This window comes from Eubacterium sp. OM08-24, assembly GCF_003438075.1.
GTDB lineage: Bacteria > Bacillota > Clostridia > Oscillospirales > Acutalibacteraceae > Ruminococcoides.
Genome location: NZ_QSTA01000008.1, coordinates 1 through 15,414, shown reverse-complemented (window position 1 = coordinate 15,414; position 15,414 = coordinate 1). Strand labels below are relative to the sequence as shown.

12 protein-coding genes are annotated in these 15,414 nt (G+C 37.0%); 8 read left to right on the top strand and 4 right to left on the bottom strand.

The annotated features are described in order from the left end of the window. Positions 1-81: 81 nt before the first annotated feature. Both DXC23_RS09955 and DXC23_RS09950 read left to right on the top strand, forming a co-directional pair. Positions 82-2,211, top strand: a complete 2,130-nt coding sequence (locus tag DXC23_RS09955; RefSeq protein ID WP_117706017.1) for a YARHG domain-containing protein — start codon at positions 82-84, stop codon at positions 2,209-2,211. Between the two features lie 39 nt (positions 2,212-2,250). Then, positions 2,251-3,963, top strand: coding sequence for a hypothetical protein (locus tag DXC23_RS09950; RefSeq protein WP_117706015.1), 1,713 nt, complete (start codon positions 2,251-2,253; stop codon positions 3,961-3,963). 163 nt (positions 3,964-4,126) lie between these two features. On the opposite strand, the gene DXC23_RS09945 is transcribed toward DXC23_RS09950, so the two are convergent. Genes DXC23_RS09945 through DXC23_RS09935 form a run of 3 tightly spaced genes read right to left on the bottom strand, consistent with a single transcriptional unit; the run spans position 4,127 to position 7,291 of the window. Next, positions 4,127-4,960 carry a GNAT family N-acetyltransferase gene (locus DXC23_RS09945; protein WP_117706013.1) on the bottom strand — a complete coding sequence of 278 codons (834 nt, stop codon included), beginning with the start codon at positions 4,958-4,960 and terminating at the stop codon, positions 4,127-4,129. Between the two features lie 27 nt (positions 4,961-4,987). Beyond that, positions 4,988-6,583: a hypothetical protein gene (locus DXC23_RS09940; protein WP_117706011.1), complete on the bottom strand. Its 1,596-nt coding sequence runs from the start codon at positions 6,581-6,583 to the stop codon at positions 4,988-4,990. Then, positions 6,584-7,291 carry an ABC transporter ATP-binding protein gene (locus DXC23_RS09935; protein ID WP_117706009.1) on the bottom strand — a complete coding sequence of 236 codons (708 nt, stop codon included), beginning with the start codon at positions 7,289-7,291 and terminating at the stop codon, positions 6,584-6,586. 181 nt (positions 7,292-7,472) lie between these two features. On the opposite strand from DXC23_RS09935, the gene DXC23_RS09930 reads away from it, so the two are divergent. From DXC23_RS09930 to DXC23_RS09910, 5 genes are all read left to right on the top strand, one after another. Continuing rightward, the gene (locus DXC23_RS09930) at positions 7,473-8,147 is read left to right on the top strand and encodes a response regulator transcription factor (RefSeq protein ID WP_117706007.1); all 675 of its coding nucleotides are present in this window, start codon (positions 7,473-7,475) and stop codon (positions 8,145-8,147) included. A 2-nt stretch (positions 8,148-8,149) separates the two neighbouring features. Beyond that, complete coding sequence (locus tag DXC23_RS09925) at positions 8,150-9,961, top strand: HAMP domain-containing sensor histidine kinase (RefSeq protein ID WP_117706005.1); 1,812 nt, start codon at positions 8,150-8,152, stop codon at positions 9,959-9,961. Between the two features lie 178 nt (positions 9,962-10,139). Further along, positions 10,140-10,370, top strand: coding sequence for a hypothetical protein (locus DXC23_RS09920; RefSeq protein ID WP_117706003.1), 231 nt, complete (start codon positions 10,140-10,142; stop codon positions 10,368-10,370). Continuing rightward, entirely contained in the window at positions 10,363-11,115 is a 753-nt protein-coding gene (locus DXC23_RS09915) for a tRNA threonylcarbamoyladenosine dehydratase (protein WP_117706001.1), read from the top strand. Before DXC23_RS09920 ends, DXC23_RS09915 begins: the two co-directional genes overlap by 8 nt. Before the next feature lie 185 nt (positions 11,116-11,300). Next, positions 11,301-12,527 (top strand): IS256 family transposase, encoded by a 1,227-nt coding sequence (locus DXC23_RS09910; RefSeq protein WP_117705999.1) that lies wholly within the window; start codon positions 11,301-11,303, stop codon positions 12,525-12,527. A 170-nt stretch (positions 12,528-12,697) separates the two neighbouring features. Here DXC23_RS09910 and DXC23_RS09905 read toward each other — a convergent pair whose 3' ends face one another. Further along, entirely contained in the window at positions 12,698-13,372 is a 675-nt protein-coding gene (locus tag DXC23_RS09905; RefSeq protein ID WP_117705997.1) for an HAD family hydrolase, read from the bottom strand. A gap of 1,106 nt (positions 13,373-14,478) precedes the next feature. Between DXC23_RS09905 and DXC23_RS09895 the strand changes: the two genes are divergently transcribed. Next, a complete protein-coding gene (locus DXC23_RS09895) occupies positions 14,479-15,276 on the top strand; it encodes a DUF6273 domain-containing protein (protein ID WP_117705993.1) in 798 nt (265 codons plus the stop codon). Positions 15,277-15,414: the final 138 nt, after the last annotated feature.

The following is a 15,414-nucleotide window of genomic DNA, read 5'->3' as shown; positions in this document are numbered from 1 at the left end:
GATATAATAGCATAATACGGAAGTATGCCGTAACGAAGGTTTATGAAAAAATACATTTGTGTATAGATAGGATGTGTGAAAATGGCAAGAGGTATTAAACTGCCCGAAGAATTAAAGGATTGGAAAATAATTTCCCTTGTTTCTGAAAAAAAGGGACAAAATAAATATCGCATTGTAAAAAAAGACAGCAACGGTGAGGTTTTTGCAAACCTGTTCCATATTTTTGCATACGGTGACCATTACAGCAGTGAAAAAGCCGATTTCTTTGAAGATGAGGTTAATTTTCTTAATTCAATAGCTGACAAAAAAGATTATTTCACCTGCTTTGGCGCTTATCTTTATGACAACCCGTCAAAGGAAAAGGCAGATATGTATATTGCCACAGAGGAGCTTGAGCCTTTCTCAAAGGTAATGCGCAGTAAAACCTTTACAGATGATGAAATTACGGATTTCGGCTTGCAGATGGCTGAAATACTCGCCTTTCTTGAGGAAAATAATATTTTCCATGGCAATATTCGACCAGAAAATATATTTGTGACCGATGACGGCAAGTACAAGCTCGGCGGATTTTCGGATTTTGAGTGCAAGGCTACCGACCTTGACTTCTCAGCGCCTGAGGTTGCCGAGGGCAGAAACCCTGACCTCACTACCGATATATATTCTGTCGGTCTTATTATGTATTGCCTTGCAAACAATAAGGCATTGCCTTTTGAGGGCGGTCTTACCACAAAGGCAGAGGCAGTCAAGATGAGAACTGAGGGCACTGCAATTACCGCCCCTGCAAACGGCAACGAAAAGCTAAAGAGCATTATCATAATTGCTATTCAGCCTAAGAATGAAAACAGATGGAAAAATGCGCTCAATATGAAAAACGCATTGCTTGCCTCCTGCGGTAAGCTCACAGTTGAACCGCCAAAGAAAGAAGAGCAAGCCGAGAACAACGCAGTTGAAAAAGCCGAAGAAAGCGGCAAAGAAAATACAGAGCCTACAATTTTTGAACAGACCGTTGCTCTGCCGCAAGCAGAAAAGGACGAGGCTGACAGCCATACAAACGAAGTTTATCAGCCGACAGAAGTGCTTGCCGACAATAAGGAAAATACGGCAGACGGTACAACCGAAAATGTAACCGATAATACACCTGTTGTTTCCGCAGATACTGCACAGGCACCGATTTCAAACGATGTATTTGAAGATTACGAGGCTACAACAAAAATTATAGACAGTGATGTTACCACACCAAAGAAAGATTACGGTTCGTTCTTTGATGACCAAGATACTGTTGAAAGCGAAAGCTACAACAAAACTGCTCCGATTGCCGACAATGATAAAAGTGCAAACGAAAAGGCGGCTGTTCAAACTGAGCAAAAGCAGTTTAGCAATGTAGACATTTTCAGCAGTGACAGCGAGGCTAACGCTCCGAAACCAATCGCTAAAGATAACGATGCTGAGCCTAAGAAGAAAAAGAAAGGCGCTACCATCGCATTAGTTACTGTAAGCGTTGTTATAATTCTTGCGGTACTCGGTTTTGTGGGATATATAGTTTATCAGGAAATTTTTGCCAACAGAGCAAACAATAAAAAGCCTGCAACCGCCGATGAAGTTACCACTGCCGAAGTCACCACAGTTGCGCCAACCACAGTAAAGCCGACTACACAGCCGACAACAACCGCTGAAAAAGAAGTAATTAATGTGGTTGGTTACGATTATGAAAGTGCAAAGGAAAAGCTCGAGGCACTCGGCTTTAAGGTTGCGGAGGGCAATCACCTTTACAGCACTCTTTACAGCGATGGATACGTAATTTTTCAATCTCCGGAGTCAGGCACAATGGCGTCAACCGATACGGTAATTACACTTGATATTTCTCTCGGACAGGAATATACAGAGCCTGAAACCTCAGCCGCTGAGGAGTCAAGCAACAGCTCGGCTACCAACAACAGCTTTATTTTTGCAAACAGTGATTCTTCATATATCAGCAAGTCAGATGTAAAAGATCTCAGCGACAGCGAGCTTGAGCTTGCACTCAATGAGATTTATGCAAAAAGAGGTTGGATATTTACCGATTCGGAGCTTGCCGCATACTTTAACTCACAGTCATGGTACACACCACGCTACACCTCCTCGGAGTTCTCTAAAAATGTAACATTCAACGAATACGAGCAGGCTAACATTCAGCTTATTATTAACGAAGAAAAGAGCAGAGGTATCCGATAAAGACCGATGAACTAAAAAACACTAAAGGATAAATCGTTTATGAAGAATTTTTTTATTAAATTATTTAAAAATAAATTATTTGTTTCCTTTGCAGTAAATGCTTTGATAATGTTCTTTTGCATTTATGTTTCATCGTTCTCTTATGACAGCTATGATGATTATGTAAATTCTCTGCTTATTTCGCATTATCACATTCCCTATATCAACTCTATAAATTACTTACTTGCATTTGCTGTAAGCAATATCCAGTACTTTTTCTCTACAATTAATTTATATGTATTTGCACAGGTTATATTTGGCTGGCTTGCGTTTTCGTCTATCACATATGCGCTCACAGACAAATTCGGATACAAAAAAGGTATTGTATTCTCGGCTTTCCTTAATATTCTGTTTGCATTAAATCACTATGCGGACATAGCAAGTCAAAAAACCGCCGCCATACTTTTTGCGGCAGGATTTCTGCTTATATTTAATTCAATCAGACGAAAAAGATACAGATTTATGTGCTTGCTGGGAGCGGTTGAAATTATACTCGGCTCGTTCTATTGCTTTAAACTGTTCCCGATAGTGCTTTCGTTTGCAATCCTGTATTTGATAGCCGACCTTATCGCAAAAGGAAAGTACAAAATCAAGTTTCACAAGTTTATGTGGTATTTCAGACCGTTCCTTATTCTGTTTGTAATTATTACGGCTTTGGTATTTGCACTGAACAATTATACGGTAGCCGTAAACAATCAGAACGCCACACTGCAAAGGACTTATGAATACTATGAAACTATGGAGGATATTTCAAATTCACCGTATCCCGATTACTCGGAAAACGAAGAAACCTTTAACAATGCGCAGATAACAAAGACCGAATATGAATTGCTCAAGGACGGCTATTATGACGAAAAAACACCGCTTAATTTGGAATCACTAAAGCTGGTACATTCCTTACAGAGCAAAAACGGCATTATGGGCGTGTGGGACAGCTTTGTTGATTTTCTGTCATCAAGCGCAGTAAGTCTTGCAAACTTTGACAATGATGCCATGCTTATTATAGTATATATAATCTTTGTTGCTCTGTTCCTTGTTTTCCACAAAAAGTCGCATATGTTCTTTCCTATTCTCATAACATTACAGCTTATTGTGTCAAACACCCTGCTGAGATACTTCTATAACAGCTACTACTATACTGTGTATATATCATGGATAATGGCATATTGCGTGCTTTTATACAGCATAGATTTTACGGCATTCAAAAGCAGCTGCAACGCAATGCTTAAGGCGGCAAGAAAAGGTACATTCTTTGTTTCCGCAATGCTTGTTGTAGTGCTGCTGCTTGTAAACTGTCTTGTATATCAGTCGCATCTTCACAATGCCATTGATACAAAAAGCAGACCGAGCAGGTTGTATGTAGAGGTTGAAAGACACCCCGAAAGGCTCTATATTCTCGACTGCAAAACAGCTATTGAATACACCAAGTATTCCACAAACTATATCCACCCTATGTGGGGATTTAAAAATAACTATATGAGAAATATAGACAGCTTCGGATTTTTGCACAGAGATTCCGTTCTTCAGAAAAAGGGCGCAGACAGTGTATATACCGCCGCAATTAATCTGGACAATGTTTATGTAATCGACAACTACATCACCTACAAAAAGGAAAACTACTTTAAAAAGTATTACTCAACGGACGAGAATAAAAACTACTTCTATAAACTCGAAAAAGAAATTGACGGGTATAAGATTTATTCGATAGTTTAAATCGGTTATTTTCACTTGGGCAACAAAGTAAAGCAAAAAGCCAAACTTTCCGTCCCGTAAATAAAATTTCTTAATCTAAATTTTCTGCAATTTAACCACACCTCTAACAACAAAAACCGCTTTAGCAACAACAAAGTCTGCTAAAGCGGTTTTGCTTTATAAATTAAATCGGTTTTCTTCTGAATTTATACTGGGTAACCTCGCCTGTCTTAACAAAGCCTATATTTTGATATACGCTGTTTGATGACTTATTTTGTGCGTCTGCATAAAGCATAGGTGTTACTCCGTCATCAAGCAATCGCCTGCAAATATCGGCTACAAGCATTTTTGCGTATCCCTTGCCTCGCTTTTGACGGAAAGTAACAACAGAGTTTATTCGTGCCACCCTGTTAATATTCTGCGCAATCATAGCCATTGCGCACACCTCGCCGTCAACCTTCCACAACGAAAGCTGTTCGCAGTTAATCATAGACTCCGCAAAGCCTTCCGCCTCCTCAAGCGGAATAATCTGATGCTCGGCGTCCTCTACAAATTCGGTTATCAGCTCTGTCATAGCGTTTCTGTCGGCTTTTGTCGGCACACCGGCCTCTCCTATATACTCAGGCTCAATCAGATTTTTGCACGCATATGCGTTTAAATCCATTATCTTTTCAATATCCACTCCGCTCTTTTCGCAAGCAAGCTCAAGTATTTCTCGGCTTTTTTGTGAGCAGACATTAAGCTGAATATTTGAATCCTGCAAAATCCTTGCCGCTATAATATCCGCCGCACATTCGACCGCATTTTCGTCTATATCGTCAGCAAACCACGCCCATATAGGCATAATATCGTTTGGCTGGCAAATAATAAAACTCTTATGATCACTCCATGCATAAACCTTGTGTTCCGAGAGTATCAGCTCAAACAGAATAAAGGTTATTCTCTCATCAAAAGTAAGCAAACTATGCACATCCTGCAAAGCCGTAACATTATCGACAAAATAATTTTCCCTTATCAAAATGACAACCTCCCCTATCTAAACTCATTATAAATGAGCAAAAACATATGAACCTTTCTTTTTAAGCCATGTATAAAGAATTATATTAAACACAACATTCAAGAGCGCAAATATAAGCATATATCCAACAAAGCCGTAAATTGAATTAAATATAGCCGAAGTCATTAAATAGCCTAAAAGGAAAATTACAGCGTATCCTAAACCGCCGAATAAAGCTATAAACACGCAGGCACTCTGCTTAATCGGAGTTATCTCGTTTGTCCAATTTAAGTTTGCCATTTTTATTCCTAAAAACAATCCGAACTGAGCTGAAAGGAAAGTATATAAAATCGGGAAAATGAAGAAAAATATCATTTCAACTGCATTCATCGGACAAACAAAAGCTAAAACAATTTCACATATAACAGCAGGAATTAAGGTTAAAACAATCTGCAAAGCCAGCTTTGCTCTAAGCACCTGCCATGGAGTTATTGGCAATGACTGAGCAATCCAAATAGTTTTGCCCTCAAGTGAAACCGAGGGTGCGGTAATATCAATCATTGACACAAGTGCGCAAACAGCCGCACAAAGCAAAATTGCCGAGAAGCTGCCGCCACCGACGAACATTTTTAGAGAACCGCCGTTAAATAGCATAAATACAGCAAAAACAGGGAGCAAAATTATTCCAAATCCGCAGTTTAGCATATAGTTAGGACTTGCGGTAAATCTTTTCAATTCCTTAAAGAACAGCGCTTTGTCAATGCTCATTTGCTTTACTGCTGTACGCTTATATTTTTTCTTTGCGCCCGATCCCGATGAGGTTGTAATCTTTATAAAGCTGCGTGAAATCAAGAACCACATAACGGCAAATAGTGCGGCTACCACAAAGGTTACAATCAGCATTGAAAAAATATCCCCAACTCCAACACTGCCGAAAATATAAATCGGATATGCGCTTGATTTAATAGCCGTACCGTAAGAAACGGCATTTTTAACGAGGTCGTTTATAATCTCCTCAGACTTGTAATAAACCAAATAATATGCACCGAAAAACAGCAGTGAAATAATCACTGTAACAAAACTTTTGTTTTTTAACTTCAAACTGATTTTTGCCACTACCCAACCGAGGGCACATGAAAGTGTAAGCACAAAAACTGAAATCAACAACACCATAAGAATACAGCCGATAACAGCCGTTACACTTGCCGATACAGTAGCAAGATATACAATTACGGCAGGAATCATAACTATACCCGAATACAGAAAGCTCATAATATACACACTGAGAAGTCGAGAGCACATAATAGCGCTGACAGGTATCGGCATAGACAGCAACAGGTCATTATCCTTTGCAAGATAAAGTCCCGAAAAAGTATTGAACACACTGCCAAAAGTTCCGAGCAAAACAGCAAGCATACCCATTATTGCAAAGTAAAGCCATGCCATACCCGACTCAGCCATTGATTCACATAAAACAAATGACAAAACGGTAAACATACCGCCAATTACAACAACAATGAGAAATGCAAACGATAAAAATAAACCTGCCGTTCCTCCCTTTGAGCGAGCCGTATTTTTCTTGGAGTTGTAGAAATAACTACGAAAAATCTCCATCAGCTGTTTTTTCAGTAGAGTTTTAAACATTTATTCTCCCTCCAACTCAAGGAATACCTCTTCAAGCGAATCGTCACCCTTTACTTCCTCAATCGTGCCGCTGCGAATCAGTTTGCCGCCTTTGATAATTGCCACCTTATCGCAAAGTTTTTCCGCAACCTCAAGCACATGAGTCGAAAAGAAAATAGCACCTCCGTTGTCGCACACCTCTCTCATCATTTCCTTTAGCAAATGCGAGGCTTTCGGGTCAAGTCCTACAAACGGCTCGTCCATAATAATCAGCTTTGGAGAATGAAGCCACGCTGAAATAATCGCAAGTTTTTGTTTCATACCGTGCGAGTAAGCCGATATAGGCTGAGCAAGGTCAGAGGTAATTTCAAACATATCTGAATATTTGTGAATACGCTCGTTGCGCTCTTTTTCATTGATACCGAAAATATCTGCAACAAAATTAAGATATTTAATTCCGGACATATAATCGTACAAATCGGGATTATCGGGAATATAAGCAATGTCGCTTTTACAGCCTAACGGATCTTCTTTAATTGATTTTCCGTTAATATAAATTTCACCCGAATCGAACTGCAAAATTCCCACCACGGATTTTAGCGTTGTGGTCTTTCCTGCGCCGTTGTGACCTATAAAGCCGTAAATTTCGCCCGACTGAATATGTAAACTCAAATCATCAACAGCCTTCTTAGTGCCATATACCTTTGTTAAATGTTGTATTTTCAGCATACTAAACACTCCTATTTATTTTTATGAATATAAACCGATTATTGTTTATAAATTGATTTTATCATAGTTATTTACCGATAGCAAGATATTGAAAAGTTTATTTTTATGGTATAAAATTCTATATATAAATTCTTCACACAAAAAACATACAAAAAATGTAAATTTAACTATGGTGATTGTTATGTATAAAATTCTCCTCGTAGAAGACGATAAAAATATAAGAGAAATGGTTGTAGAATATTTTTCCCGAAAAGGCAGTGGCAATTTTTCTGTTGCCGTTGCGCCAAACGGAGAAACCGGACTGCAAATGGCATATGAAAATCCATACGATTTGCTTTTGCTCGATGTAAATCTGCCCAAGATGGATGGTTTTTCTATCTGCAAAGAGGTCAGACGATACAGCGATGTGCCGATTATGTTCATTACCGCAAGAGTGAGTGAGGACGATGTGCTGAACGGCTATGCCCTCGGATGCGATGACTACATAATCAAGCCTTTTGCTCTGCCTGTTCTTTTTGAAAAAGTAAAAGCGCTTATCAAACGCTCAAAGGGACTTGTGCGCTCCTCGGTGCTGACCGTCGGCACTCTCACACTAAATCCAAACAACGGCATTGTTGTTTCAGACGGTGACGAGGTTGACCTTACCGCCAAAGAATATAATATATTAAAATTTCTTTTAGAGAATAAAAATATTGTTATTTCACGCTCAAAACTAATAGAAAATTTGTGGGGTTACGATTCTGAGGTTGACCAAAGGGTACTTGACACCCACATTAAAAATCTGCGAAAAGCGCTGAAGGGCAATTCAAAGCTGATTAAAACAGTAATCGGCAGAGGATATAAAATAGAGGAATAATTATGAATAAAAAGCAAAAAAAAGAAAACCGTAAAATACTTATAAGCATTGTCGCAATAGTTTTGCTTATCTGCCTGCTTGCAATGGGTACTTTCTCGTATCTTACATATAATTCTACAAAAGAAATTGACAAGTATCAGGCAGAGCTAAAAGCTAACAACATTATAGATAATGCAAATTACATTGATATAACCAATTTCGGCGAAGTCAATTCATTCGTTGTCGGAAATCTTCACAATTACTCAGACACAGATGAAAACAGTACATATGTAATTCTTAAAAATGACTACTATAATCTTTCGGTAGACAATGCAAATAAATTATACATTAAAACGGAAAGCTACTATACAAGTTTAGATTATTTCACAGCCGATTCAACAGTAACTTACAATTACGGAAATTATCTTGACTATTTTACACTTAGAAACAGTATGACTGATGAGCAGTATAATAAAATATGCGATTATCTAAATACAGAGCCTGACGAAAACGGCAACTATTACATTTTATCTGTCAATCAATATGCGATTGATATTTTCAGCGAGGCAAGCAGCGAGGAAATGATACCGATAAGGTTAGAGATTTTGCTCACAAACGAAAACAATGTATGGTATGCGCAGGACAAGCATATAGAATATTTTGACCTTTCATCTGAAAAAATAAGCAAGATGAAAGAACTTCAAAAAGAAGAAGAAGAAAACTACAAAAAATATCAAATAGAAAACGAGGACGATTTATACTCGCTACCAGTACAAATCGGGCCTATACTGTCTGTCGGAAAAATGTCAAAGAACGAAGTCACTAAGGACTTTTTCATAAACGGCGGCAAAGAAAACGAATTAAAAAAATTCAGCGAAAGCAATTCATTAGATGATGAAAATTACAAAACATATATTCCACAAGATAATTTTTCATTTATATACACACAAATCGAATACACAAACCCCAACTATGTTTTGGCAAGCAATTATTATGAGGGCGAAGTAATAACAGAGAATGATTTAACTGCATATGAACAAAAGAAATGCAAAATTATAAGCTATCAAAAATACGAGCCTCTAAAGGAAAGTATGCCTACACTGATAATCGGCAACTGCATTATACTTGTTTTCTTTATTGTAATCGGAACTATGCTCATACTTATTGTGTGGAAAAACATTACCGGCAGGGCAATTCGTGAACAGCAACGCATTGCAATGACCAATGCGGTAGCGCATAATCTCAAAACTCCCCTATGCGTTATTAACGGTTTTTCTGAAAATCTGCGTGAGGAAGACGGTTACCTTACAAAACAGCATTACATAGATGTCATTCAACAGCAGGCAGGCGATATGGACGCCCTTGTGCATAAAATGCTGAATTTTTCAAAACTCGAATCCGACTCTGCAAAGGCTAATAAACAGCTTTTCAACATAAAAACCGAGCTTGAAACACTCGCCGAAAGGTATAATAGCATTACCGACAAAAACATTATCATTACTGCCGATAATACAGATGTATCTGCCGACAAGGCTCTTATGGAGCTTGTGTTTGAAAATCTGATTGAAAATGCAATAAGATACTCAAGCAATAATTCTGATATAGAAATATCGTTTATAAATCATACTTTCTCCGTTTCTAATGAGTGTGACACGATTTCCAAAAAGGATATTAAAAAGATGTGGAAACCGTACTGCCGCCTGCCGAGAAATGAAGAGGTGCGAGGCACGGGAATAGGACTTTCAATCGTTAGGCAAATTCTTAAAATCCACAAAATCAAACCCTGCACAGAATACACAAACGGAAAACTGATTATCAGTTTTGAAATGAAATAATAATCTAAAACGGCTCTGCGCTTTAATTTTGCGTAGAGCTGTTTTTGTGTTATAATAAATTTTATCTCAGACAAATGCGCTGATTTAAAACAGCTTTTTTGATTTTTCTATTGACAAAACAGATGATTTAAATATAATACTTATTGTATAGATAGGAATTATAAATTAAGGAGTAGCTATGATAATAAAATTTGATACGGTAAAAATACTGAAATCAGAGCTTATGGAAAATTTTAACACATATCTGCATTTTCACGATGCCTGCGGCGGACAGTATTTTTCGTTTGACGAAATTCCGAGCGATGAAGTTTTGCAGCACGCCGAAAACTTTTTTCGCAATATGAATTATAAAATTCAAATTTCAGACGATAAACTCAGTTTTTATATTAAGGAGAAAATCAATGCTTAATCAATTTTCAAGAACTCAGCTTTTGCTTGGCTCAGAGGCAATGGAAAAACTTGCAAACGCAAGAGTTGCAATATTCGGAATAGGAGGAGTTGGCGGATACACAGCCGAGGCTCTCGCAAGAACGGGAATAGGTCAGCTCGACCTTATTGACGATGACAAGGTTTGCCTTACAAATATTAATCGTCAGATTTTTGCCACAAGAAAAACGGTGGGAAAATACAAAGTAGATGTTGCCGAGGAAAGGCTCAAGGAAATTAACCCGGATATAATTATAAACAAGCACCAAAAGTTTTACACTCCAGAAACCTCGGGCGATTTTGACTTTACTCAGTACGATTATATTGTAGATGCAATCGACACAGTAACAGGAAAAATTGAGCTTGTTATGCAGGCAAAAAAGGCTGATACACCCATTATTTGCTCAATGGGCGCAGGCAATAAGCTTGACGCAAGCGCCTTTGAGGTAGCCGACCTTTACAAAACCTCGGTCTGCCCTCTTGCAAGGGTAATGCGCAACGAGCTTAAAAAGCGTGGAATAAAAAAGTTAAAGGTAGTTTACTCAAAAGAAAAGCCGATTACACCTATTGATGATATGGCTGTCAGCTGTAAAACTAATTGTATCTGTCCTCCCGAAACTGCAAGAAAATGCACCCAAAGGCGACAGGTTCCCGGCAGTACCGCCTTCGTTCCGTCAGTAGTAGGACTTATAATTGCAGGCGAGGTTGTAAAGGATTTAATAAAATAATTTTTAATACAGCATCATTACCACAACATTTATCATAGAACCAAACCATCTTAAACAAATAAAATCACGCACTCTTTAAGTATCAGCCTGTGGAAGACCGCCGAGAATTTTGTGTAAAAGTGAATAACTTCCTTTCGAGCAATAATGGAAATAGAAAAATTAAAGCTTGAAAGGAAGTTTTTTTAATGGCAAAAGCACAGGCAGAAATGATGAGAGAATTTGTAAGAAGTCAGAATTTCACCTCAACAGACGAAGTTATGACGGCGATGAAAGATATGTTCAAGGACATTCTTCAGGAGGTTATGGAATGTGAGCTTGCCGATGAACTCGGCTATGAGAAAAGCGAAAGAACATCGAATGATGAATGTGGCAATAAGTCGAAAAATTACAGAAACGGCTACTCAAAAAAGACGGTAAAAACGCAGATGGGAGAGCTTGAAATCAAAGTTCCGAGGGATAGAAACGGCGAATACGAGCCCAAAATAATCAGCAAATACAACCGCAATGCAGACGGTATGGAAGAGAAAATTCTCTCACTCTATGCCTGCGGAATGAGCCAGCGTGATATTTCCAAACAAATCAAAAATCTGTATGATGTAGAAATCTCTCCCGAGCTTGTCAGCAAGATAAGTGAGAAGATTATGCCCGATGTGACTGCTTGGCAAAATCGACCTCTTGAAGCTGTATATCCTTTTGTGTTTATGGATGCAATCCATTACAAGGTCAAGGAAAATCATCAGTATATCACGAAGGCTGCATATGTAGTTCTGGGCATCAATCTTGACGGTCAGAAAGATATTCTCGGCATATGGATTGGCGAAAATGAGAGCAGTAAATTTTGGTTGAATGTGTTGAACGAGCTCAAAACTCGTGGGATTAAAGATGTATTTCTGTTCTGCGTTGACGGTCTGACAGGTTTTAGACAGGCTATTGAAGCGGCTTTTCCGAACGCACAAATCCAGCGTTGCATCATTCATCAGATACGCTCAAGCACAAGATTCGTAAGCTACAAACACATCAAAGAGCTGATGGTTGACCTCAAGAAAGTATATCAAGCTATCAGCGAGGAGGAGGCTATGAACAACCTGATTTTGTTCAAGGAAAAGTGGGGCAAAACTTATCCCTCCTGCGTAAAAAGTTGGGAGGAAAATTGGGATATTCTATCCACATTCTTCGCATATCCGCCCGAAGTTCGGAAGATAATATATACAACGAATATTATCGAAGGGCTGAACCGTCAGTTCAGGCAGATTACGAAGAACAAGCCGTCATTTACAAATGATGACAGCCTGCGCAAAATGTTGTATTTAGCGTCGCAAAAAATTGTCGAACGCTGGACACAAAGATGTCGAAACTGGGACATAGTTTTGAGCCAGTTATCGATAATATTTGAGGACAGAATACCGGCTTGATTTGCCCCCGAGAATAGAATTTCCTGTCCGCAAAATGTTATTTCACGCAGAGCGTGCATAACATTCCGCAGACAGGAAAGAAAAGTTAACACGGGGCAAATCAGAAAGCCTGATTACACCGCAATCCGCTGTTTTGTTATTGCTTGAAGGATTATTATTTACACAGAATTTTATGGGGTGCCGAGTAATACATTATGTATTTCATATAAATTCTTAATTTTACATATATTTTTCTCACATATACTATTTCTATCCACAAGTACACATTTCATTCCAATTTTTTCACATGGCAAAATATCTGTTTTTATATTATCACCAACATATATAACTGAATCAATTTTCTCGCCTGACTGTTTGACCGCCTCATAAAAAATATCAACGGAAGGTTTTGCAAATCCTGTTTCTTCTGAAATAAGAATTATTTCAAAATATTTTTCAATGTTCGTACAACTCAACTTTGCTCTTTGCTGTATAGATTTCCCATTACTTATGATACCTAGTCGATATCCTTCCAATGAATGTAGCATATCAACCACATCATCAAATAAAATCCAACTATTTTCTAATTGTTTTTGATACTCTTCAAACAATTCCATTGCAATCTTTTCATTTTCCACATACCCACAATAACTTAACATTTTAATAAATCGATTTTTTCCTTGCTCTTCGAAAGTTATCTGTTTTGATAAATAATAATCAAAATACTTTCTAGAAATCTTACTCCAATAATCTGTTTGATTATTATTTAATACCAGTCCATATTTTTCTTTAAATATGAACTCTATCGCTTTTCTCTCTGAAGAATTGTAATCAATCAACGTATTATCTAAATCGAAATAAAGCATAATAAATGCTCCTTATTCAATTAATTCTCAAGTAACACTTTTTCTTATACTACACTATGCATATTCTTATAGTCCGTATTTGTATTTCCACATACCTACTTTTTTTCTATGTTAACTACTTATCAAACATTCAGAAACATCAGTACAAAATATATATTCTAACACCAAAGTTTACACTAATCAAAAAACACTCTAAAACCTACAGATGTTTTACTGTTCAGCGATTCCTGACACTGTCTTGATTCCTACACCCTATCTATTCAATTATAAACTTCAATTAGAATCGTAAATTATCAAAAACAGTATTTCAGATTACTTCAACCAAACTATCTATATAATCTTCCAAAAATTATCTTAGACTTCTATCTTTGCATTTTTGTATTTCTACAAATTTGTCAAATAATTTAACCGAAGATATTTAATAATTGCGAAATGCCCTATCTATAATACGACATTACATTAACTTTGTCAAAAATTAAAGTGGTAAAAATCGCAATTTTTATTAGCAAATGTAAATGAATACAGCAAATTGTATAAATAATAGAAAAAAGACGAGTATTGTGAGGTGGTATAAGTCGATATAATGTCGTATTATATCAACTCATAAATCTAAGTGTTCCAGTCGGACTCTTTTCTCCTCAGAAGTGGTCTTAGTGTAAATCCATGTAGTTTCTAATCTAGTGTGTCCGAGTAAATCAGCAAGTTCAGAAATATCACCAATCTTTCGCATATACTCTTTTGCAAACAGATGTCTAACCGAATGAGGATAAACCAACTCCTGTGGTATTCCAGCTTGAATTGCTATATATTTTAGGGCTTTGTCAATAAAAGTGTGTAAGTTTTTTTAGAAAATAGATAATTGATGTTTTTGTACGCCTTTTTCGTTGCGCTCCGCTCCACTTCAAAGGCTTCCAAAAATCATTGTACTATACTTTGACTTATTTTTTTACTAAAAATGGGTCACATCTATTTACAACGCAGAGCAGAGCGTGAAAAAATAAATAAAAATATCTTGACTAACATTGCAATATTTGCTAATATATGATATATTTATAAGTTTTTCTTTATTTTACAATTTTATTGTGGTTGAAAAGAAGGTGTAATATTTGAAATATTTGTTTTTGACGGCGTTGGTTTTTGTTGTATCTGTATTTTTTTATGGTTGTAGTGATGAAAATCAAAATTTAAGTGATTTATCTGAGTCAAAAAATCAATCTTTGACCATAGGAGATATAGCCTATGATAAAAATAATTCAAATGGATATCGAATATATCTTAAAGAAAATGAAAATTTAATTCCTTTTTTTGTGCTTACCTCTGATTATGACGGTTATTGCTTGATTTTGAGAGAGTTTTTATTAGATGAATATGTTGTTTACAACACTCCGAGAGAATATGCCTCTTACTATGCCGATAGTAATATTGATGTTTTTCTTAATCAGACATATTATTCCCAACTTTCGCAAGATATACAGCAATTAATAGTTCCGTGTAAAATAGAAATAACTACAAAAAATGCAATAGACACACACGATAATGAAACCGAGATTATAGAGCGTAATGTGTTTTTACTTTCAGCAAACGAGGTAAATTCCTCATTAAGTCGTGCGGCAATCAAAGAGGGAAAGCCACTTTTGTTTTTTGATAAAACTTCGAACAGAATAGCAACATTTGATAATTTGGAATCAAGTTCTTGGCTGTTGCGTACTCCGGCATTAAGAGATGGAAATACTATTATTGGTGTTGCGGACGATGGCAGTATTGGAATGGGAGGGATAAGTACTATCACTGGAAGTGGAGTCGGTGCAGTCAGACCGGCGTTTTGTATTCCTGCTAATGTTCCTATAACATTAGAAAATACTGATACAGGTGAAAAACGCTTTTTATTAAATAAAAAATTATAATTAACTAGGAGGTGACTCTGAAAAATAAGGAAAAAACGCAAGAGTAAAAAAGGATACAAAAAAACAGACCACATGAAAGTGACCCGACCCCCAAAAGTTAGACCTAAAAAATCTAACTTTGGAGGTCGGTATTTTTAT

Bases quoted from the DNA above. Each gene is read 5' to 3' on its own strand.
- DXC23_RS09935 (WP_117706009.1), bottom strand. From the start codon at position 7,291: ATGCTGAAAATACAACATTTAACAAAGGTATATGGCACTAAGAAGGCT.
- DXC23_RS09905 (WP_117705997.1), bottom strand. From the start codon at position 13,372: ATGCTTTATTTCGATTTAGATAATACGTTGATTGATTACAATTCTTCA.
- DXC23_RS09940 (WP_117706011.1), bottom strand. From the start codon at position 6,583: ATGTTTAAAACTCTACTGAAAAAACAGCTGATGGAGATTTTTCGTAGT.
- DXC23_RS09915 (WP_117706001.1), top strand. From the start codon at position 10,363: ATGCTTAATCAATTTTCAAGAACTCAGCTTTTGCTTGGCTCAGAGGCA.
- DXC23_RS09930 (WP_117706007.1), top strand. From the start codon at position 7,473: ATGTATAAAATTCTCCTCGTAGAAGACGATAAAAATATAAGAGAAATG.
- DXC23_RS09925 (WP_117706005.1), top strand. From the start codon at position 8,150: ATGAATAAAAAGCAAAAAAAAGAAAACCGTAAAATACTTATAAGCATT.
- DXC23_RS09920 (WP_117706003.1), top strand. From the start codon at position 10,140: ATGATAATAAAATTTGATACGGTAAAAATACTGAAATCAGAGCTTATG.
- DXC23_RS09910 (WP_117705999.1), top strand. From the start codon at position 11,301: ATGGCAAAAGCACAGGCAGAAATGATGAGAGAATTTGTAAGAAGTCAG.
- DXC23_RS09955 (WP_117706017.1), top strand. From the start codon at position 82: ATGGCAAGAGGTATTAAACTGCCCGAAGAATTAAAGGATTGGAAAATA.
- DXC23_RS09950 (WP_117706015.1), top strand. From the start codon at position 2,251: ATGAAGAATTTTTTTATTAAATTATTTAAAAATAAATTATTTGTTTCC.